Annotated in this window: 19 protein-coding genes and 1 pseudogene; 16 read left to right on the top strand and 4 right to left on the bottom strand. The window is 33.3% G+C overall.

Features of this window, described 5'->3' with window-relative positions:
* The first annotated feature begins 71 nt into the window (after positions 1-71).
* Complete coding sequence (locus MUA21_RS11055) at positions 72-1631, top strand: BCCT family transporter (RefSeq protein ID WP_107525261.1); 1560 nt, start codon at positions 72-74, stop codon at positions 1629-1631.
* Between the two features lie 236 nt (positions 1632-1867).
* On the opposite strand, the gene MUA21_RS11050 is transcribed toward MUA21_RS11055, so the two are convergent.
* On the bottom strand, positions 1868-3040 hold the full coding sequence (locus MUA21_RS11050) for a hydroxymethylglutaryl-CoA synthase (RefSeq protein WP_262561273.1): 1173 nt from the start codon (positions 3038-3040) through the stop codon (positions 1868-1870).
* 102 nt (positions 3041-3142) lie between these two features.
* Between MUA21_RS11050 and MUA21_RS11045 the strand changes: the two genes are divergently transcribed.
* The 15 genes from MUA21_RS11045 (at position 3143) to MUA21_RS10975 (ending at position 19626) form a co-directional block, all read left to right on the top strand.
* Positions 3143-4297, top strand: coding sequence for a thiolase family protein (locus MUA21_RS11045; RefSeq protein ID WP_107525258.1), 1155 nt, complete (start codon positions 3143-3145; stop codon positions 4295-4297).
* Positions 4297-5577: a hydroxymethylglutaryl-CoA reductase, degradative gene (locus tag MUA21_RS11040; RefSeq protein ID WP_107525257.1), complete on the top strand. Its 1281-nt coding sequence runs from the start codon at positions 4297-4299 to the stop codon at positions 5575-5577. Before MUA21_RS11045 ends, MUA21_RS11040 begins: the two co-directional genes overlap by 1 nt.
* A gap of 197 nt (positions 5578-5774) precedes the next feature.
* Entirely contained in the window at positions 5775-6749 is a 975-nt protein-coding gene (locus MUA21_RS11035) for an SMP-30/gluconolactonase/LRE family protein (RefSeq protein ID WP_107525255.1), read from the top strand.
* Between the two features lie 428 nt (positions 6750-7177).
* Entirely contained in the window at positions 7178-8638 is a 1461-nt protein-coding gene (gene nhaC, locus MUA21_RS11030; RefSeq protein WP_107525254.1) for a Na+/H+ antiporter NhaC, read from the top strand.
* Positions 8639-8885: 247 nt separating this feature from the next.
* Entirely contained in the window at positions 8886-9761 is an 876-nt protein-coding gene (cidR, locus tag MUA21_RS11025) for a cidABC operon transcriptional activator CidR (RefSeq protein ID WP_046206747.1), read from the top strand.
* A gap of 430 nt (positions 9762-10191) precedes the next feature.
* Positions 10192-10578 carry a CidA/LrgA family protein gene (locus tag MUA21_RS11020; protein ID WP_107525252.1) on the top strand — a complete coding sequence of 129 codons (387 nt, stop codon included), beginning with the start codon at positions 10192-10194 and terminating at the stop codon, positions 10576-10578.
* Positions 10579-11265, top strand: a complete 687-nt coding sequence (locus MUA21_RS11015; protein ID WP_107525250.1) for an LrgB family protein — start codon at positions 10579-10581, stop codon at positions 11263-11265.
* A gap of 80 nt (positions 11266-11345) precedes the next feature.
* On the top strand, positions 11346-13088 hold the full coding sequence (locus MUA21_RS11010; protein WP_107525249.1) for a pyruvate oxidase: 1743 nt from the start codon (positions 11346-11348) through the stop codon (positions 13086-13088).
* A gap of 464 nt (positions 13089-13552) precedes the next feature.
* On the top strand, positions 13553-14947 hold the full coding sequence (locus tag MUA21_RS11005) for a YfcC family protein (RefSeq protein WP_262561271.1): 1395 nt from the start codon (positions 13553-13555) through the stop codon (positions 14945-14947).
* Positions 14948-15131: 184 nt separating this feature from the next.
* Entirely contained in the window at positions 15132-15695 is a 564-nt protein-coding gene (locus MUA21_RS11000; RefSeq protein WP_107525247.1) for a GNAT family N-acetyltransferase, read from the top strand.
* A 145-nt stretch (positions 15696-15840) separates the two neighbouring features.
* A complete protein-coding gene (locus MUA21_RS10995; RefSeq protein ID WP_107525246.1) occupies positions 15841-16356 on the top strand; it encodes a VOC family protein in 516 nt (171 codons plus the stop codon).
* Positions 16357-16384: 28 nt separating this feature from the next.
* A complete protein-coding gene (locus tag MUA21_RS10990; RefSeq protein ID WP_262561270.1) occupies positions 16385-17368 on the top strand; it encodes a D-cysteine desulfhydrase family protein in 984 nt (327 codons plus the stop codon).
* Positions 17369-17482: 114 nt separating this feature from the next.
* The gene (locus MUA21_RS10985; protein ID WP_262561269.1) at positions 17483-17812 is read left to right on the top strand and encodes a thioredoxin family protein; all 330 of its coding nucleotides are present in this window, start codon (positions 17483-17485) and stop codon (positions 17810-17812) included.
* 219 nt (positions 17813-18031) lie between these two features.
* Entirely contained in the window at positions 18032-18553 is a 522-nt protein-coding gene (locus tag MUA21_RS10980) for a GNAT family N-acetyltransferase (protein WP_046206756.1), read from the top strand.
* Positions 18554-18657: 104 nt separating this feature from the next.
* On the top strand, positions 18658-19626 hold the full coding sequence (locus MUA21_RS10975) for an alpha/beta hydrolase fold domain-containing protein (RefSeq protein ID WP_107525241.1): 969 nt from the start codon (positions 18658-18660) through the stop codon (positions 19624-19626).
* Between the two features lie 21 nt (positions 19627-19647).
* On the opposite strand, the pseudogene MUA21_RS13370 reads toward MUA21_RS10975, so the two are convergent.
* The 3 genes and pseudogenes from MUA21_RS13370 to MUA21_RS10965 form a co-directional block, all read right to left on the bottom strand.
* Positions 19648-19821 (bottom strand): annotated as a pseudogene (locus MUA21_RS13370) (IS5/IS1182 family transposase); the annotation flags it as partial.
* A 325-nt stretch (positions 19822-20146) separates the two neighbouring features.
* A complete protein-coding gene (locus MUA21_RS10970) occupies positions 20147-21304 on the bottom strand; it encodes an ArgE/DapE family deacylase (RefSeq protein ID WP_064209257.1) in 1158 nt (385 codons plus the stop codon).
* Positions 21305-21446: 142 nt separating this feature from the next.
* Positions 21447-21779 carry a hypothetical protein gene (locus MUA21_RS10965; RefSeq protein ID WP_046206759.1) on the bottom strand — a complete coding sequence of 111 codons (333 nt, stop codon included), beginning with the start codon at positions 21777-21779 and terminating at the stop codon, positions 21447-21449.
* Positions 21780-22099: the final 320 nt, after the last annotated feature.

Here is a 22099-nt window from a genome sequence, read left to right as displayed (position 1 = left end):
AAGTTGTTTCTCTTGCTCAGTGTGTTATCCTATAAAACGTCTTTTTTATTATTATTAGAGGGGTGGAAAATTTGGATAATACAAAAAAGTCGTTTTCTAGTGTGTTTATTTATTCAGCACTAGTCGTAGGCTTATTAGTAGTTATTGGAGCTATTTTTCCAGCTAAATTTGGGGAAATTACTGGTGTTATTTCTTCTTGGGTGACGAAAACGTTTGGTTGGTATTATATGTTACTGTATACAGTAATTTTAGGTTTTTGTGTATTTTTAGTATTCAGTCCTATTGGAAAATTGAAATTAGGCAAACCAACAGATAAACCGGAATTTCATACAGTATCTTGGTTAGCGATGTTATTCAGTGCAGGTATGGGCATAGGTCTGGTGTTTTATGGTTCTTCAGAACCGATATCACATTATTTAGCACCACCAACAGCAGATCCTGAAACGAAAGAAGCGATGGCACAAGCCTTTAGGTCTTCTTTTATTGATTATGGATTTCATCCTTGGGCAGTATATGGCGTAGTGGCATTAGGTTTGGCATATTCTCAATTTCGTAAAGGAGAAAATGGTTTAATTTCTAGAACGCTAAGACCAGTGTTGGGCGATAGAGTAGATGGCCCAATTGGTGTCATTGTTGATGTTTTAGCTGTATTTGCAACTATTATTGGCGTTGCGGTTTCTTTAGGCGTAGGGGCAATACAGATAAACGGTGGTTTAAATTATTTATTTGGTGTGCCGAATAACTCTGTTGTTCAAGGAATTATTATTGCTGTAGTTACCGTATTATTTTTATATAGTGCATGGAGTGGTTTGAGTAAAGGTATCCAGTATTTAAGTAATTTAAATATGTTTTTAGCAGCATTGTTGCTTATTGTTATCTTTATTGTAGGACCAACCGTATTGATATTAAATATGATGACAAGCGGTACTGGTGATTACCTTAATTCACTGATTTTTAATAGTTTAGATGTAGCACCATTAAATGAACAAAAAGCTGAGTGGTTGAAAAGTTGGACGATTTATTATTGGGGCTGGTGGATGAGTTGGAGTCCATTCGTGGGTATATTTATTGCGAGAATCTCTAAAGGTCGTAGTATTCGCGAATTTGTAATTGCCGTATTAGGCGTACCAGTTGTGATTAGTATTATTTGGTTTAGTGCTTTTGGTGTAACTGGTATAGATGTTGGACAAGCTCATAGCGAGATATTTAAAATGCCACCAGAAACGCAATTGTTCGGTATTTTTAATGAGTTACCATTTGGTTTTATATTATCAATTATTGCGTTAGCATTAATTGCTTCATTCTTTATCACTTCTGCAGACTCTGCAACCTTTGTGCTAGGTATGCAAACTGCATATGGTACATTGAACCCTTCAGGATTTATCAAAATTGTTTGGGGACTTGCATTAGCAGCGATCGCTTACGTATTATTACTAGCTGGTGGTGACACTGGACTAGATGCATTACAATCAGCGGCAATTATTTCTGCTTTACCGTTTAGTTTTGTCGTTATCTTAATGATGATTTCCTTATATAAAGATGGAAATGAAGAGCGTAAATATTTAGGGTTATCGTTACAACCTAAAAGAGAGATTGAAACACAAGATTTAAACGAAACAAATCGTGATTAATTTTTATAGGAAATTTCAACATAGTGACTTTAATATGATAAAAGAGGATGCCTTTATGTAAGTGAAGTAAAAGGCATCCTCTTTCTTTTATATAAAAAATCCCGTAAGTGAATATTAAAAATTCATTTACGGGTTTATAAATAATCTTTGATGTTAGATAAAGTTATTCAGATATAGACCTTTTTATGTCATTAATCATTCTGAATAAAGTGAGATAAGATTAAGTGAATTGAAACTTAATTTAATGTATTATAATTACGAATATGATCATTGATACTTTCGAGATAGAAAATACCTTTTGCTTCATTTGCTAGCTCAACATCATGGTCAAATTCAAGGTTGTCGAAACGTTTGAAAAATGTTTCATATGTGTCAACAGAGATTTCTGTACGATGATTTAATAGGTTTTTATGTTTTTCTATATCAAGCGCATCTTGATAACCTTCTACTAATTTACCGCTAAAGAATTCACCAACAGAGCCTGAACCATAGCTGAATAGACCAATTGTATCACCAGCGTTTAATTCGGTATGTGTTTCTAATAATGAAATCAAGCTTAAGTACAATGACCCAGTATAAATATTACCTACATAACGGTTATAATAAGTTGCCGCGTCATATCCAGTAGTTAATCGTTCTTTAGTTTCTGTGTTGATATCTTCAGTTAAGATAGAATCAAGTGCTTTTTTACCCATTTTAGTAAATGGCACGTGGAAACATAATGATTTAAATGTATCTAGTGTAGTATTATATCTACGTGCATATTCATTCCAACTTTCTTGAAATGAGTGGATATAGGCATCTTTTGATAATGCACCATCTACAAGTGGATACGGTTGTCCACTCGGACGCCAAAAATCGTATACATCTTCTGTAAATGCAACTGCGTCATCATTTAGTTCAAGAATACGTGGGTTTTGTGTTATCATCATAGCAACTGCACCTGCACCTTGCGTTGGCTCACCGCCAGATTCTAGGCCGTAGCGCGCAGTGTCACTAGCAATAACTAAAACTTTTTCATTGGGACGGCTAGCGATATAATCTTTCGCTAATTGAATTGCAGGCGTGGCAGCGTAGCAAGCTTCTTTCATTTCAATACAACGTGCGAATGGTTGAATACCTAAAAGATTATGTATTTGAACTGCAGATGCTTTAGCAGAATCTATAGCAGATTCAGTTGCAACAATAACCATGCTAATTTGTTTTTTATCATCTTCAGTGATGATTTCTTTGGCAGCATTAGCACCCATAGATACAATATCTTGGCTCATTGGGCTGACTGCCATTTCATTTTGCCCAATACCAATAAGAAATTTATTTGGGTCAACTTGACGAGATTCGGCAAGTTTAGCCATGTCTACATAAAAATTTGGAACATAAAAATTGATTTGATCAATACCAATTGTCATAAAGTGTATCGACACCTTTCTTTAATAAATAAGCAATTGTATCATATCAAATCACATGTATAAAATACAATGATTTACCACATGTTCAGAAGGAGAATAATAATGAAAAAAATAGCAATCGTAAGTGCCAAGCGGACACCTATAGGAAAATTCAGAGGAAAATTAAGTAATTATACTGCAGTAGAATTAGGTACAAAATCGTTAGAAGCTGCAATGTCAGCAATTAATCTCAAACCTGAAATGATAGAGCAGGTCATTTATGGCAATGTACTTCAAGCTGGAAATGGTCAAAATCCTGCGCGACAAGTTAGTATCAACGCAGGTGTACCTAATACTACACCTGCGATGACTATTAATGAAGTCTGTGGTTCAGGATTGAAATCGATTATATTAGGCAAACAACAAATTCAATTAGGTGAAGCAAAAGTAGTAGCAGTAGGAGGCATTGAAAGTATGACCAATGCTCCCCAAATATTACTTAATGAAGATGCAGCGCCAGTAGAAAGTTTTATGCATGACGGTTTAACTGATGCATTTCTAAATGTGCCAATGGGCATTACTGCAGAGAAAATAGCAGAAAAATATAATATCACACGAGCACAACAAGATGAATTTGCGAATGGCTCGCAACATAAAGCGGCGCAAGCTTCCAGCTCAGGTAAATTTGATAATGAAATTGTTCCCTTGACAGATAGTGAAGGCCAATTAATGACAGCAGATGAAGGTATTCGTGGAAATAGCAGTGTTGAAAAATTAAGCACATTAAAAACAATATTTAAAGAAGATGGTACTGTCACAGGAGGGAATGCTTCAAGTATCAACGATGGCGCATCAACAATTATTTTGATGGATGTAGATTATGCAAAACAAGAAGGGTTTGAAATTATTGCAACATTAGGTGAACACGCGGAAATTGGCTGTGATCCTGCCTATATGGGGTACGCACCGTACCATGCAGTGACGGAATTATTAGCAAAAGCTAAGAAAGATATAAATGATATTGAAGTTGTAGAAATGACAGAAGCATTTGCTGCTCAAAGTATACCGGTTAAAAATAATTTGGGCATACATCCTGATAAGCTTAACTTATACGGTGGTGCTATTGCTATAGGTCATCCGATAGGTGCGAGTGGAACGCGGTTGGTGACAACTTTAGTGAATATCTTATCGCAAGAAAATAAACAAAATGGTATTGCAACTGCATGTATTGGTGGCGGTTTAGGTATTGCACTATATGTAGAAAAGGGGGATGCATGATGTTACCATTAGGCAAAGATTTTCGTCATTTATCACGTGAAGAAAAGTTAAACTGTCTAGTCGAATATGGTTGGTTGAATAAAGAAAATCAGGATATGTTATTAACACATCCTTTAATTCCAGAAGAAATAGCTAACAGTTTAATTGAAAATGTGATCGGTCAAGGTGCATTACCTGTCGGATTACTACCTGAAATTATTGTAGATGACAAATCATATGTTGTTCCAATGATGGTTGAAGAACCTTCTGTTGTTGCAGCTGCAAGCTATGGTGCAAAATTAGTTAATGAAACAGGAGGTTTTCATGTCATCGCTAGTGAGCGGTTAATGATTGGACAAATTGTTTTTGATAACGTAAAAGATACCCAACGCTTATCTCAAAATATTAAAAATCTTGAACCAAAAATTAAGCAAATTGCAGATGAGTCTTATCCCAGTATTATTAAAAGAGGTGGCGGTTATCGTCGAGTTGAAATAGATACTTTTCCTGAAACACAGTTAGTATCACTCAAAGTATTTGTAGATACGAAAGATGCAATGGGCGCTAACATGTTAAATACAATATTAGAGGGGATTTCTGCATATTTAAAAACAGAAATTGAAGATGTAGATATATTGATGAGTATTCTTTCTAACCATGCCACTGCTTCTGTGGTTAAAGTACAAGGTGAGATAGATGTCCAATCACTATCGAAAGATGGACGTGACGGGGCCAAAGTAGCACATAGAATGGAAAGGGCATCTGTGTTAGCGCAAGTAGATATTCATCGTGCAGCAACACATAACAAAGGTGTTATGAATGGTATTCACGCAGTTGTTTTAGCTACAGGTAATGATACACGCGGCGCCGAAGCCAGTGCTCATGCTTATGCGAGTAAAGATGGACAGTATCGAGGCATAGCTACTTGGCAATATGATGCATTACGTCAAAAATTAGTTGGTACGATTGAGGTGCCAATGACATTGGCAACAGTTGGTGGAGGGACACGTGTATTACCTATTGCACGTGCTGCCTTAGATTTAATGAAAGTTGACTCGGCACAAGAACTTGGTCATGTTGTAGCTGCAGTTGGTTTAGCTCAGAACTTCGCTGCATGTCGTGCACTTGTTTCAGAAGGTATTCAAAAAGGTCATATGAGTTTACAATATAAATCATTAGCAATTGTCGTAGGTGCTCAAGGTGACGAAATTACGAAAGTCGCTGAATTGTTAAAAGAAAAGCCGAGCGCAAATGCGGCTATGGCAGAACAGATTCTCAATCAAATGAGAGATGCGCATTAGTAATTAAATGATGTTTTTATAATAGGTGTAATCGTGTCTTTAAAAACATTTTATATGAAAGGCGGAGTGATGATACATTGTTTTCATTACTCTGTCTTTTTGTACAATCAATCATTATGAATTAAACTATAAATATTTTATTTTGGGATTTGAGTTCAATATAATATAAATGAAAAGATTAAAAGAAATGAGGGAATATGATGGGCAATAATATACCGGCATTATCATATGATTACACGAATCATTCTGTGGTGCCACTTTTAGCATCGGAACAAAGTCTACAAACAGTTACTGCAGAACCGTGGTTGGAAATTTCAGATGAAGGATTACAATTAGAAGGGTTATGCTTTAATAGAAATGGAGATTTAACACTTTGTGAAGTATTTGGTGGAATTATCTTTCACGTGACTTTACCAGACAAAAAAGTCACTCAGCTTTTTAAATCACATAAAGAAAATCCTGCAGCTGTTAAAATCCATAAAGATGGAAGACTATTTGTTTGTTATTTGGGTGATTTCGAACGTTCGGGTGGCGTGTTTGCGGTTAATGCTGAAGGAAAAGCAGAAGAAACGATTGTGTCAGACATTGATACAGAATACTGTGTGGACGATTTAGTGTTTGATAGTAAAGGTGGATTTTATTTCACTGATTTTAGAGGATACTCTACAAATCCTAAAGGTGGTGTATATTATGTTGCGCCAGATTATAAATCCATAACGCCTGTGATTCAAAATTTAGCAGTTGCTAATGGCATAGCTTTAAGTACTGACGAAAAAACACTATGGGTAACTGAAACAAATGCGAATCGATTACATCGCATTGATTTACTAGAAGATGGCGTAACCATTGCACCATTTGGCGCTTCTATACCTTATCATTTTACTGGCCATGAAGGGCCAGATTCATGTTGTATAGACAGTGATGATAATTTATATGTTGCAATGTACGGACAAGGCAGAGTGTTAGTGTTTAATAAAAAAGGTTATCCTATTGGACAAATTTTAATACCAGGACGCGATCAAGGGCATATGCTTCGTTCAACACATCCTGCATTTATTCCAGGTACGGATCAATTAGTGATTTGTGCCAATGATATTGAACAAGGTGGCGGTTCTTGGATTTATACAGCAAAGGGATTTGCAAAAGGTCATCATAGCTATCAGTTTCATTAAAGTAGGATAAAAAGCGTTTTAAGTCATTGAGTGGGACAGGAATCTCAATTTCTTAAAAAGGTTTCGTCATCTCATCGCGACAAGAACAACAAGCATTAAACAAAGCATAAAGTGATTAACTGAGCTAACGTACATGTTTAACTCCTACTAACTTAATGACTGACAATATGAAAGTCTGGGACGAATCAACGTCGTCCCAGGCTTTTTCAGTATACACTACCTTTGTTAGTAGTTTTTATATATTAATTATGTAGAAATCATAGCATTTAAATTGTTAATTGAAGTTTATAAGCACGATTGTACGGCGAGGTATTTTGTTAATTTTAAGTATAACAATAAATTAATTGAGATAAAATTCATTAAAAATTTATAAATACATCATTGAAAGCGCATACATTTTTAAGTATGATATAAATTAACAAAGGCAGGTGTTTGCTATTTTAAAGTCAAAAGATAAGCATAACGATGAAAAACAGGATTTAAAGAAGCCATTAGGAGTTACGTCGGCAGTTGTTACATTGTCAATTATGATTATTACTATGTTAATAACTGTGGCGGTATTAGAAAAAGAACCTCATATACCATTAATGATAGGTACTGCGGTAGCGATTATTGTGACAATGCTACATGGTTATGAATTTAGTGAAGTAGAAGAAATGATGTACAAGGGTATACGGCATGCGTTGCCAGCGATTGTTATTATTATACTTGTAGGTTTAGTTATTGGTTCATGGATTGGTAGTGGTGTTGTAGCAACGATGATATATTATGGACTACAATTAATAGATCCGCGGTATTTTTTAGCAGTTGTAGTTATATTATGTGGTATCGTAGCGTTAGCGATTGGAAGTAGTTGGTCTACGATGGCGACTGTTGGTGTAGCTTCAATGGGGATTGGAGTTAGCATGGGGATTTCTCCTGGTATGGTTGCTGGTGCAGTCATTTGTGGTGCCTATTTTGGGGATAAAATGAGCCCATTATCGGACACAACAAATCTTGCTTCAGGCTTATCTGGCGTTGAATTATTTGAACATATTAAGCATATGTTCTATACAACTATTCCAGCAGTAATGATTGCATTAATTGCATTTTTCTTTATTGGTATGCAGTATGGCAATAAAAATTTTGATACGAAACGCATCGATGCAATTCTTAGCACTATGCAAGATAATTTTGTAATTTCACCATGGTTGTTGTTAGTACCTTTAGTAGTTATTGTATTGGTCACGTTCAAAGTCCCAGCGATACCAGCCATTTGCGTCGGTATTATATTTGGTTTTTTTGCTCAAATTTTTGTGCAAGGTGGAACAATAACAGAAGCCCTGACAGCTTTGCAAACAGGATATACGATTGAATCAGGTAATAAACTTGTAGATGAATTATTCAATCGAGGCGGATTAGAATCAATGTTTTATACGATTTCATTGACCTTAGTAGCGATGACTTTTGGTGGTGTGCTGGAATACTCAGGCATGTTATCTGCATTGATTTCAGTGATTTTAAAAGTAGCGAGAACAACTGGTTCATTGATTGCATCAGTCATTGTTTCTTGTATTGGTACTAATTTTACATGTTCAGAACAATACATATCTATCATTGTACCTTCTAGAATGTATGCAAGTGCTTTTAAAGACAAGGGTTTACATCCTAAAAACTTATCTAGGGCATTAGAAGATGGTGGGACGTTGACGTCAGTATTCGTTCCTTGGAACACGTGTGGCGTATTTATTGCATCAACGCTAGGCGTATCGGTAATGGAATATGCACCATTTGCTATTGTAAATTACACTGTTCCTATAATTTCAGTCATTTTTGGCTACATTGGGTTTAAAATAATTAAATTAAAAGATTTAGATAAGGCGCATACAGATAATACTAACTTAGCTTAATTTTTTTGAATTTTATAAAAATTAACCATTTAATCTAAACAGAGGAGAAAACAAGTGAAACTTACTTGTTTTCTCCTCTTATAGTGAAATTTAGCATAAAAATTTGATCATTCAAGTTACTTTGGCTTGTCAACGTACTAATCATGCTAATGTTCCAAATGATAAATTAAATTAAAAGATTGAAAAAATAGTATTTAACCGTATACTAGGAAATACAAATTGAAGTTTAATATAGAGGAGCATATATATGGATATTAAACATATGAAGTATTTTGTGGAAGTCGTAAATCAACATGGTATGACAAATGCGTCTAAATCATTATATATCGCCCAACCAACAATAAGTAAAGCGATTAAAGACATTGAAAAAGAATTGGATATGCCACTGTTTGATCGAAGCAAACGCCAACTTGTACTAACAGATGCTGGCTCAGTTTTTTATCATAAAAGTAAAGAAATCCTATCTTTATACAAAGACCTACCTAAAGAAATTAATAGTCTACTAGGTTTAGAAACAGGTCATATTAGTATTGGTTTGTCTGCAGTCATGAATATGAATAAATTTATACATATTTTAGGTGAATTCCATCAACAATATCCTAATGTGACTTATAATTTAGTGGAAAATGGTGGCAAAATGATTGAACATCAATTAATTAATGATGAAATTGATATTGGTATTACAACTTTACCAGTAGACCAGTCTATTTTCCATTCGTTGCCATTATATCAAGAAGAGTTGAAATTAGTTTTGAATAAAGAACATCGTCTTGCCCAATATCAACAAGTGAAAATGAGCATGTTAAAAGACGAAGACTTTATCCTTTTTAATGAAGATTTTTACTTGAATGATAAAATTATTGAAGCAGCAAAGAATGCCGGTTATATACCTAATACAATATCTAAGATTTCACAATGGAACTTTATTGAAAATCTTTTAAATGCTCATCTAGGTGTCAGTATTTTACCGGAAAATATCGTAGGTTTATTAGACAGTGACTTTAAAAATATAACACTTGAAGATCCAGGCATGAGTTGGGAATTAGGTGTGATATGGAAACGAGATAAATATTTAAGTTATGCAACCAGACAGTGGATAGATTTTATGAAGCAACGTTTATAAAAGAAGCAGCTTGGCGCTACGTATTTAACTAGGAGAATGGGCAACATTTGAATAGAATGATTGACTCAATAATATGTTAATAATCGTGTAAACGTTAATCATGATGTTGAGTAACCCGTATATTTGTGGGAGTAGTTTGGGAATCAAACGAATGTTTTATTTTCAACCCTATTCCCGCTATTTTTAATTTTTTAGCTGTAAAAACGATACTTAAAAAAGTCATTTGACAAGACTCATCGAAAAATAGTTGATCTAATTAATATATTATAGCTGTTTGGAATATGTAAAATCGCTTTCATAGAAAAAAGTAATAAGTATTATGAAAAAACAATATTTTTATTATATTTAATGGCGCGTTATACTTAGTCATGTAATCAACAAAGTAGTTAAAAAGTCAGCAGTTCAAAAGTAATAAAAAGGGTGATGAGTATTGCAGGTAGCGCTAAAGATTGTCAAAATTATGTTTCAAGCATTAATTATTATGGGTATTACTTTTATTGGTAATAAAATTCAAATGATTTTTGATATTCCGATTGCAGGCAGTATCGTTGGATTAATATTATTTTTCTTATTACTACAATTTAAAATTATTCCGACAAAATGGGTAGAACAAGGTTCTAAATTTTTCTTAGCTACCATGGTATTTTTCTTTGTTCCATCTGTCGTAGGCATTATGGATGTCGCTAGTATGATTAATATTAATTTTATTTTATTCTTTATTATGATTGTTCTAGGCACATGTTGTGTTGCTTTAATTTCAGGTCTTATTGCTGAAAAAATGGTTAAAGCTGAACAATACGGGAATGGCCAAGATTAGATGGTACTTCTAAAAGCATTGTTAATGATACTATTGACAGTTTTTATGTACGTTGGAGCAAAAAAGTTACAATTTCAATACCGGAGCCCATTTTTAAACCCTGCCCTTATATCATCGATTGGAATTATCGTTGTATTATTATTATTTAACTTAGATTATCAACAGTATATGGTCGGTGGTAAGTGGATACACCAACTATTAAATTGTACAGTAGTCACATTAGCATATCCACTATATCAAAATCGTCATAAAATATTAGCAAATGGTAAAATTATATTTAGCAGTGTAATTACAGCAGTAATTTTGAACTTTGCATTTGTATATGTCATATTAAAAATGTTTGGTTATTCAAAAGAAGTTATTGTTACGATGTTGCCAAGATCAATTACAGCTGCAGTAGGTATTCAGGTATCTCACCAAATGGGTGGTGTTGATGCAATAGCAGTGTTATTTATCGTTGCAACTGGTTTAATCGGGAGCATTTTAGGTGCGTATTTGATTAAGTTCGGAAGATTTAAAACTTCTATTGCAAAAGGTCTAACTTTTGGTAATGCATCACATGCCTTTGGTACAGCCCAAGCACTTGATATTGATTTAGAAGCAGGCGCGTTTAGTTCAATTGGTATGATTTTGACTGCATTATTAAGTTCAATCGTTCTCCCGATACTCATAATATTTTTATATTAAGCAATAGTGTTAAAGCATAGTATTAACTATTTTAAGGGATAACAAATAAATCGTTAAAATTTGGAAGGAGCAATTTTTCAATGGCAAAAATAAAAGCAAATGAAGCATTAGTAAAAGCATTACAAGCATGGGATATTGATCACTTATATGGTATTCCAGGTGATTCTATAGATGCAGTCGTAGATAGTTTAAGAACTGAAAGAGACAATATTGAGTTTGTTCATGTTCGTCATGAAGAAGTTGCAAGTTTAGCAGCTGCAGGTTATACAAAATTAACAGGTAAAATTGGTGTAGCTTTAAGTATCGGTGGTCCAGGTGTTATTCATTTATTAAATGGTATGTATGACGCAAAAATGGATAATGTGCCTCAATTGATTTTAGCAGGTCAAACAGACAGTGACGCTTTAGGAACAAAAGCTTTCCAAGAAACTGATATCAGTAAAATGGTTGATGATGTAGCAGTATATAAACATCAAGTAACTGAAAGTGATAAAGACATCTTCGGCATTGTAAACGAAGCTATACGTACAGCTTATGAGAAAAAAGGTGTAGCTGTCTTGATTTTGCCTAACAACCTATTGACGCGCAAAGTTAAAGACACTACGAATCAAAAAGTAGACACTGCACCACCAGCTCGTGTAGCGCCAAAACCAAATACAATTAAGAAAGCGGCTAAACTCATCAATAAAAGTAAAAAACCAGTTGTATTAGTTGGTACTGGTGCACAAAATGCTAAAGATGAGCTCCGTGAATTTATAGAAACATTTAAAATACCAGCGATTGTAACGTTACCAGCAAAAACAGTTCTGCCAGATTCACATCCTTATAATTTAGGAAATCTTGGTAAAATAGGTACTAAAACCTCATATCAAACGATGCAAGATGCGGATTTATTAATTATGGTGGGTACGAATTATCCTTATGTAGATTATTTACCTAAGAAAAATATCAAAGCGATACAAATCGACACAAATCCAAATAACATTGGACACCGCTTTAATGTTAATGTCGGTATTCTTGGTGATAGTAAACTAGCGCTACTGCAATTAACTGATGCGGCTAAGCATGTTACAAATCGTGATTTCTTAAATAAAACTTTAGAAAGAAAAGCGACGTGGGATGCTTGGATGATTAAAGATATGGAAAATGAAAGTAAACCTATCAGACCAGAACGTTTAATGGATGCAATAAATAAAGTTAGAACTGACGATGCGATTTTCTCTATAGACGTAGGTACATCAACAGTTTGGTCTACACGCTATTTAAACTTAACAGTAAATAATAAATTTATAATTTCTAGTTGGTTAGGTACAATGGGTTGTGCATTACCTACTGCATTAGCTGCCAAACGTGAATATCCAAATCGCCAAGTTGTTGGTATTATAGGTGACGGCGCGTTTGATATGGTCATGCAAGATTTTGCGACTGCAGTTCAGTATAACTTACCAATGACATTGTTTGTATTAAATAATGAACAACTTTCATTCATTAAATATGAACAACAAGCTGCAGGTGAGTTAGAATATGCTATTGACTTTACAGATATTGATTTAGAAAAATTTGCTGAAAGCTGTGGTGGTATTGGTTATACACTTAAAGATCCAAATAGAATAGATGATGTTGTTGAAGAAGCTATGTCACAAGATAGACCAACAATTGTCAATGTCTACGTTGATCAGACTGCGGCACCATTACCAGGTAAAATTGTAAATGAAGAAGCGATTAACTATGGAAAATGGGCATATAGATCAATTACAGAAGATAAAAAATTAGACCTAGATGAAATTCCACCAATGTCAACAGCTATCAAACGCTTCTTCTAAATCATTATAAATAAAAGATTTAGAGACATTAATTTCTCAGACTAAAATCAAACGCCAATTTCTATTGAAATATTATAGAAATTGGCGTTTTTTGCTTTGTAAAATTTTGCATCAGTTTGCTACTGGACAGAAATCTAATAAATACAAAGTGGTTTTGTAATGTGTTGATGCTCAAGGGAAAGGTATGAGTGAGATGCTACAGGATCGAATCATGTCCCCGGCAAGTATATACGGACAAAATCACAATATTTTAATTATCAAGAGATTAATAATACAGTTTTTAAAACTTTTTCAAAAAGATGATTTGATAATTTAATTTAAGTTATATAAAAATAGATTGAAAATTCAGCATAATATCTATAAAGTGTATTATTATAATAGTTATTTATTAAATTGATTTATCAGGTCAGTTTTAAGTCACAGTATTTTTCAATTAAAAACAATTTAATGGGGGGATATTTAAAATGTTCAAATCAATTTTCAAAAGGATGACATTTAAAACGCCGCATACATATGCATTGTTGTTATTTATCATTGTTGTAGCAAGTTTGCTCACATATTTAATACCAGCAGGGGAATATGCACGTGAAAAAAAAGACGGACAAACATTGGTTATATCAGGTTCATATCAAGAAGTATCACAACATGGCGTTTCTTTTTTTGATATATTTCGTGCGATTCCGGAAGGGTTATTGAGTGGAGGAGAAATTGTATTTTACATTTTCTTAGTAGGTGGCGCATTCGGTATTGTCCATAAAACAGGAGCCTTTGAAAATGGTGTGAATAAAGCTATGAGCACATTAGGTTCTTATAAAGTATTGATGATTCCATTGACTATGACGATATTTTCTATATTAGGATTTTCAATTGGATTAGCAGAAGAAACAATTATCTTTGTTCCTATTGGGATTATTATAGCAAGAACATTAGGATATGATGCGTTGACAGGAGCTGCAATGGTTATACTTGGAGCAGCAAGTGGTTTTATTGGTGGTATGTTAAATCCATTTACTGTTGGTGTCGCGCAATCTGTAGCGGAGTTGCCACTATTTTCAGGATGGGGACTGCGTTCGATTATTTATATTTTTATTTTATTGGCAGCTATTACAACAGTAATGATATATGCGCGTAAAGTGAAACAAGATATGTCGAAAAGTATTGTTTACGAACTGGAACAAGCTGAAGGACAGTCAACGGCAACGATGGATACACCACGCTTTACAAAGCGACAAAAAGTAGGTTTATTACTCATTGTTGCAGCGATTATATTAAATGTGTTTGGTATTTTTAATTATGGTTGGTCCTTTAACGAAATGAGTGCTAATTTCTTATTAGCAGGTTTACTTGCAGGTGTCATTGGTGGATTGGGCATCAATGGGACTTTTGAAGCTATGATAGAAGGTATGAAAGATATTTTATTTGGTGCAATGATTGTTGGTTTTGCTAAAGGTATTATTGTTATTTTAGAAGATGGGCAGGTAATAGATACTATCGTCCATGGTATGACTACCTTGCTTACAGATGTCCCTTCGTCGGCAGTAATTATCGCGATGTTTATCTTACAATTCTTTTTAAATTTCTTTATACCATCAGGTTCTGGACAAGCATTAACTACTATGCCACTCATGGTGCCAATTTCCGACTTGTTACATATCAATAGACAAATTACTGTACTTGCATTCCAATATGGTGATTCAATCAGTAACGTCTTATTTCCAACTTCTGCAATTTTAATGGGTGCTTTAGCTGTCGGAAAGATATCCTATACACAGTGGCTTAAATTTGCTTGGAAATTAATTTTAGTGTGGGTCATTATATGTTGCATTGGTATGTCAATAGGCCTGATGATAGGTTATTAATCAATATGGATTAAGTTATACAATTAAGTTGAAATTTATGTTGTTAGGCGTAGTATCTGATATTAAAGTATGAATTGAGTATTGGATATACGCCTATTTTTATATTATTAATTATTAAAATGTTGAAATATTCAGAAATTACAAATAAGATATGAGATAAGACACTAGTAAAGAAGGTGAGGCAATGCAATATAGACCATTTATAGAAATACTGCCAAAAGTTACATTGAGACCGCCAGATCTTAAAATGGCCGAGGCATTATTTGAAACCATTCAAGAAAATTTCGCGCATTTATCTCGATTTTTAGATTTTATTACAGAGGATCTCACTGTAGATGCAGAAAAATCATATTTAAAAATGATGATACAACATCAAGCTGAAAGTAAAGGTCAATTATTTCTAATCTATTACGAAGATAAATTGATTGGCACAATAGATTTACATAAAATAGATTTAAAAAACAGCAAAGCAGAAATAGGTTACTGGCTGGCGAAAGGCTATACAGGTAAACGAATTGCGACAGAAAGTGTTGCATTTATATGTGGCTATGCATTTAAAATTTTAGGACTGAATAAACTCACGATTATTGCTGATGTGCGAAATATTGCTAGCAATAAAGTTGCTGAAAATGCAGGTTTTCATTTTGTCGCAACTGACGTTCAAGATATGAATGATGGTGAAAATTTTCAAGATATGAATCGCTATGTTTTATTAAGAGATCATTATGATTTGGCAGAAAATAATTAAACGTAAGATTGATTGTCTATATCAAGCATACTTAACTGTATCTGGTGTATCCAATCCTCAAGCAATTGTTAAATTATTGAAATGACCCATATTTACTTTGGCAATACGCTGACAAAAAGATGATAAAAAGGGGGTTACGGACTTGATGGCTAGAGGCATTAATCATATTGGTTTAACTGTACCTGATATTGAAATAGCAACAGCTTTCTTCAAGGAAGGTTTAGGTGGTCGTATTGCTTATGATAGCCAAACTAAAATGGATGAACCTAGAGGAGGTCAATTTGTTGAACATGTATTAGGATTGGAGAATGGCGCTGAAATTGTAAAAAAAAGAATGATGGTATTCAATGATGGTCCTAATATAGAGATGTTTGAATTTGCACAAGCTAATCAAAAAAGCGCCGTAAATTTACAAGATATTGGTTATACACATATTTCGTTTTACGTGGATGACTTTGAAACATCGCTTAATAAAATTAAACAAGCTGGGGGACGACCTATCTCTGAACCTCATAGTAATACAAAATATGAAGATACAGATGGTAATCGTACTGTATATGTGAAAACACCCTGGGGAAGTTTGATTGAATTACAAACAATACCAAATGGTTATTATTATCCTAAAGATAGCGAGGCAAGCGTATTTATTCCAGACATGTAACAAATATTGACATAGGAGGTTAAAAGTAATGTTAAGCAAAAAATTAGATGTCGCCAACTTACCCACACCTATTCATAAGTTAGAGCACTTAAGTCAACGTTTAGGCAAAGAAATTTATATTAAAAGAGATGATTATACTGGCACAGAAATATCAGGGAATAAAGTAAGAAAGTTAGAATATACGATACAATATGTAATTGATCATGGATACGACACAATTATTACAACCGGTGCAATCACATCTAATCATGCTAGAGCAACAGCAGCACTATGTGCAAAGTATCAAATTGAATGTCATCTCGTACTAAAAGGCACCATGAAAGCTTTTGAAGGTAATTTATTTTTAGACGCTATGTTTGGCGCACATATACATGTAATCGCCGACGATCAGTCTAGAGAAATAGCGATGACTCAATTGAGACATACACTAGAAGGCAAAAATAAAACACCTTTTATGATACCAACGGGGGCATCAGATTGGATAGGCACGCATGGTTACATCAATGCCTTTGAAGAAATTTTAAGACAAGAAACTGAACTAGGTTGTCATTTTGACTCTATTAATGTCGCCGTAGGTTCAGGTGGCACATATGCAGGTTTATGGTTTGGTAAGCACAGTAATAAAATTGATACTAAGATAATTGGCTATGCAGTCAATGAAAGTGCAGAGGCCTTTAAAAATAAAGTGCAAACAATCATTAATCATTTAGATGAAAGCATAGACACATTCGATACAATCACCATTAACGACTGTTATATTGGATTAGGTTATGCGCAAGCAACAGATGAAGAATTAGCATTTTATATTGACATTGCACAACTAGAAGGTATTGTATTAGACCCAACTTATACAGGGAAAGCTTTTAGAGGTATGGTTAAAGAAATTCAAGCAGGAAAATATGATGATCAACAAGCAATTTTGTTTATTCATACGGGTGGTTTACAAGGTTATACAGAAGAAACAAGAACACGTATTCAACAATTGCTGCCACATTTCGATAATAATTTATAATAAATTGAGATTGAGGATTATGAAAACTTTTTTAGTCTAAAGCAAATAAATTGCTAAACAGACTGTATATAGTGCATAATATTAAACACTTTATAATTAAGGAGGGTGTTCTAAATGACGCAAACATTAACTTCTATGGATGAATATCATTCATTTATTAACAAACATCCGCTCGTAGTCGTACACGTAATGAGAGAAAATTGTAGTGTTTGTCACGCGGTATTGCCACAAATTGAAGACTTGATGCGCGAATTTCCAGACATACCGTTAGGCGTGATTAATCAAAGTAATGTAGAAGCAATTGCTGGTGAATTATCAATATTTACGGTACCAGTTGATTTAATCTTTCTCAACGGTAAAGAAATGCATCGCCAAGGCAGATTTATTGATATTCAACAGTTAGAACACCAATTATCCATGATGCATGAAAGTTTAAAATCATAAGTGAAATAGATAAAAATTGTATATTATAAGTGCTTAGACATCCTGTTGTTAGTGTATTAACATAAAAGTAATACTAATAATAGGATGTTTCAATTTAAAAGGATTATATTTAAAAATAAATTGTCTAAAATAAAAAAGAGGTAAATTAAAACACAAGTATCATATATAATAAAAATAATGTATGATAAGATTAATCTATTGAATTGAGGAGGAGTATTTATGCGCATAGAAAGAATATGTCCGAATGAAGCTGAAGCGCTGTATACTTGCATGAAAAAGATTGATCAAGAGACACAATACATGCTTTATTTACCTGATGAAAGAAGTTTTAATAAAGATAGCCTGGTTGATGATATTAAACATAATTTTTATATTGGTGTTAAAACAGATGAAAATGATATTTTAGGATATTTATCTGTACATATTAGTAGGTTAGCTAAAATTAAACATATCGGTTACATCGTGACAGGCGTGTTAAATGAACAACATCATCAAGGATTAGCTACAAAGATGTTTCAAGAAACAATAAAGTGGGCAGAGCGGAAAGGGTTAAGAAGACTTGAATTAACGGTCATTACAACCAATACTCCGGCAGTTAAATTTTATGAAAAATTAGGCTTTAAAATTGAAGGTATTAAACATGAATCTATTTATATGGATCATCATTTTTATGATGAACTATATATGTCAATGATGATAAATCAATCATTTTCAATAGATTCAGCTATACTCGAACGTTAACTTAATATAAGTTATCAATACATATTAATATTTTGAGTGACCTATCTAATAATTGAGCTTAACCTTCTAGTCATAAATCAATCGTTTATTGGAGGTAGTATAAGATGCTAAAAAAAATATTAACCTTTGCAAGTGTTAGCGTGATAGCTTCATACTTATTTGCCAAGCTTATAGAAAAACGTAGTTATCAAAGCTTTTTGTATGAAATAATGATTAGAGCGACAAAGATGAAACAGCCATTTGAAAAGAAAATAAACGCACAAAAGGCGCTTGCGTCTGTAAAAGCACAAACGCAAGGCGAGTATGCAGGCACGGATTATAACTTTGATAATGCCGTTTATACTAAAAAATTGCACGATATAACCAATTATGTTGTGAATGATAGAGAAGATCATCAACAAAAAGTAGTGATATACATTCATGGTGGTGCATGGTTTCAAGATCCGCTGCCATATCATTTCGAATATATAGATATGTTGGCAACAGCATTTGACGCAAAAGTAATCATGCCAATATATCCAAAAATTCCACACGCAACTTATAAGGAAACTTTCGAATTACTAGAAGAAATTTATAGATATGAATTAGATCAAAAGATGAGTTCTGAGCGTATTGTTATTATGGGCGATTCGGCTGGAGGTCAAATAGCATTATCTTTCGCACAATATTTGAAAACGTTGGACTTACCACAGCCAAGTGATATTGTGATGATTTCACCTGTGCTAGATGGTACATTTAGTCATCCAGAAATTCATAGCTATGAAAAAATTGATCCTATGTTAGGTGTTGAAGGAAGCAAATATTTAATTAGCTTATGGGCTGACAAACTGTCATTAACGGATTGGAGAGTATCGCCAATATATGGAACATTCAATGGATTAGGAAGAATGACTATTTCAATAGGTACCAAAGAAACACTTTATCCAGATGCTGTTAAGCTATCGCGAATGTTAAATGCTCAAGGTATTCACCATAACTTTATCCCAGGATACCAACTATTTCATATTCATCCTATTTTCCCAATTCCTGAAAGAGCACAATTTATCAAAAAGTTAAAAAAGATTATAGACTAACATAATCACATATTAACACGGTAAACATTTTGGGTTGATATGATAAACACCACGATGAGGTTTGAATTCATTGAATATATATTTAGAGGTATTTCAACAATTTCATTCACATGTCTTTGATATATTATTTGTAGGAATAAGTACTGAAGTTTCCATTGGTAGTGTATGTTGAGCCATGTTATAACCATTATACATAAGTTACCTTGATAATTTAGTATAGTTAGTGTTTATTAAATTATCAAAGTGACTTGTTTTTAAGTGTTTTAATGTAAAATTACATATGGATGCGTTGTATTTTGGCGAGATGCTTGAGGGGAACAGGATAAGTTGAAGACGACAGGCTGAAACTGTCCCCATAAAAGAGCGAGCCAACAATACGAAGTATTGAGTAACAAAAAAGCACGCAGATGAATTGATTTAAATCATTTGCGTGTTTTTTTCTAGGATTTATGTACCAAATTCTATTATGTTTTTATAAGATTATATCAAAAGCGTAATGATGGCCGATTTATAATCATGCTTATTTTGAGTTATTTAAATAAGTAGAGAAGAAATCTGTAAATAAATCAACAAATGTTAGATATACATCTTTTTCCACATGCTCATCTACTTGGTGTGCTTGATTAACAGCGCCGGGACCATACATAATAAATGAAAAGTTTTCATCTTTGTCTACCAGTAAATCAGACGCGTCGGTAACACCAGGTGAAGCTTCAGTTGGTAATGTAGTATTTAAATATTTTTCTCCCATTTCAACAGCAAGTTCAGTTAATTTATTTTCTCCTGTAGTATAAACAGGCGGTCTAGACATGTATGTGTCAATATCAATATCCGTTTGTTCAGTTTCGACTTGCTTTAAGATTTCATTGAAATATGAGATGAATTGTTCGTTATCATGCTCAGGGATTGTACGAATATTAAATTCAGATTCAGCATGTTCAGGAATTGAATTTACCTGATTACCACCGTTGAAAATTGTGGCATTCATAATTGCATTGCCTAACAAATCATTGCTTTTAGTGAATTTTTCAAAACCCTCATCAGCTTTATAAACAAATTTTACTAATGGTGAAATTGCATTGAAACCTAGCTGTGGCATAGAACTATGTGAAGCTTTACCACGGGAAGTGACACGAATGTCCATAGAGCCTTTGTGTGCATAGATAATTCGATCTTGAGAAGGCTCAGCAATCACAAGTGCATCGACATCATTCATGTATCCTTTATCTTGAAAAGTTTTTGCACCTTCACCTACAATTTCTTCACCAGCAGTTGCCAATAAACGAATTTTCCCATGTTGTAATAAGTTTTGATCATGAATATCTATCATACTAATGACTAATGCTGCTAAACCTGATTTCATATCAGCTGAACCACGACCATACAGTTTGCCATCAACTTCAGTAAGTTTGAATGGATCATATGTCCATTTACTTTCATCACCAGCAGAAACAACATCCATATGACCAGAAATGCCCAATATTGGGCCATCTTTACCGATTTCAGCCACTAAGTTTGCACGACTGTCGTTAATTTTAATGATGTCGGAATTTATGTCATGTTCTGCTAATAACTTTTGCAGATATTCACAAACTTCGATTTCATTGTTATTAACGGATTTAATGCTAATCAAGTCTTCTAAGATTTGAATTTTCTCTTGATCAGTAAACTTACTCATAATAAAAACCCCATTTCAGATATAATAAGAAAACTAACACCATAATTATATCTGAAAATTCAGACTTTTTGAAGTTAAACCCCTTCGTAAAAAGGCATAATAATGAGAATTTGAACAAATTGTCAAAAATAAGTTACAAAAATTAAACATGGTTTTTAGATGCGTCATTATCTAAAGACCATGTTTTTATCGTTTTATATTGGTTGATTGTTGGTTGACCTATGTGTTTAGATTGCAAATGTTTAGGGGTAGAACGATTTTCTTGTGTAGATGAAGTAGATGGTTCGGAAGATTTTGTTGTGTTGTTAGTCTCATCTACATTTTCAATATGTCTCGTATTATCTGTATCAAGTACTGCACCACGCATATCATTGCCTTGGAAACTGCCTACTAAAATCATGATTAAATAACCACAAGTTATAAGCGCAACAATAATGAGATAGAGTGAAACAGTTAACTTTACAGGTTTGCTCATGTCCATCCTCCTAGAATATCTTTAATTCCTTTCATCCTTAAGATAACATTCGAATTTTAATAATGTGTAAATTTCAAGTAAATATTATATTTCGTATTTTTAACTTTAATTAGTAATTGATGAAAAATTTTTATATTATTTTTTGCTTAAAATTTTTAACTGAAGAAAAAGCATTATCGTTGATATGAAAGTATTTAATATAATCTTTAATATAATTTTACATTAAATGTAAATGTGTATTTACATTCAATTAACAGTTAATTTATAGACTTTATATAAAATCAACAACTACGTGGTAGCATGTCATTATTGAAAGGTAT

This window comes from Staphylococcus ureilyticus, from assembly GCF_025558845.1.
In the GTDB taxonomy this organism is placed as follows: Bacteria; Bacillota; Bacilli; order Staphylococcales; family Staphylococcaceae; genus Staphylococcus; species Staphylococcus ureilyticus.
Note: the sequence above shows the minus strand (reverse complement) of the source record. Positions and strands in the feature narration are given on the sequence as shown.

Coding starts and splice junctions, on each gene's coding strand:
- MUA21_RS10985 (WP_262561269.1), top strand. CDS start 17,483: ATGACGCAAACATTAACTTCTATGGATGAATATCATTCATTTATTAAC.
- MUA21_RS10995 (WP_107525246.1), top strand. CDS start 15,841: ATGGCTAGAGGCATTAATCATATTGGTTTAACTGTACCTGATATTGAA.
- MUA21_RS10990 (WP_262561270.1), top strand. CDS start 16,385: ATGTTAAGCAAAAAATTAGATGTCGCCAACTTACCCACACCTATTCAT.
- MUA21_RS10965 (WP_046206759.1), bottom strand. CDS start 21,779: ATGAGCAAACCTGTAAAGTTAACTGTTTCACTCTATCTCATTATTGTT.
- MUA21_RS10980 (WP_046206756.1), top strand. CDS start 18,032: ATGCGCATAGAAAGAATATGTCCGAATGAAGCTGAAGCGCTGTATACT.
- MUA21_RS11000 (WP_107525247.1), top strand. CDS start 15,132: ATGCAATATAGACCATTTATAGAAATACTGCCAAAAGTTACATTGAGA.
- MUA21_RS10975 (WP_107525241.1), top strand. CDS start 18,658: ATGCTAAAAAAAATATTAACCTTTGCAAGTGTTAGCGTGATAGCTTCA.
- MUA21_RS11005 (WP_262561271.1), top strand. CDS start 13,553: ATGTTCAAATCAATTTTCAAAAGGATGACATTTAAAACGCCGCATACA.
- MUA21_RS11040 (WP_107525257.1), top strand. CDS start 4,297: ATGTTACCATTAGGCAAAGATTTTCGTCATTTATCACGTGAAGAAAAG.
- MUA21_RS11015 (WP_107525250.1), top strand. CDS start 10,579: ATGGTACTTCTAAAAGCATTGTTAATGATACTATTGACAGTTTTTATG.
- MUA21_RS11050 (WP_262561273.1), bottom strand. CDS start 3,040: ATGACAATTGGTATTGATCAAATCAATTTTTATGTTCCAAATTTTTAT.
- MUA21_RS11010 (WP_107525249.1), top strand. CDS start 11,346: ATGGCAAAAATAAAAGCAAATGAAGCATTAGTAAAAGCATTACAAGCA.
- MUA21_RS11035 (WP_107525255.1), top strand. CDS start 5,775: ATGATGGGCAATAATATACCGGCATTATCATATGATTACACGAATCAT.
- MUA21_RS11045 (WP_107525258.1), top strand. CDS start 3,143: ATGAAAAAAATAGCAATCGTAAGTGCCAAGCGGACACCTATAGGAAAA.
- cidR (WP_046206747.1), top strand. CDS start 8,886: ATGGATATTAAACATATGAAGTATTTTGTGGAAGTCGTAAATCAACAT.
- MUA21_RS10970 (WP_064209257.1), bottom strand. CDS start 21,304: ATGAGTAAGTTTACTGATCAAGAGAAAATTCAAATCTTAGAAGACTTG.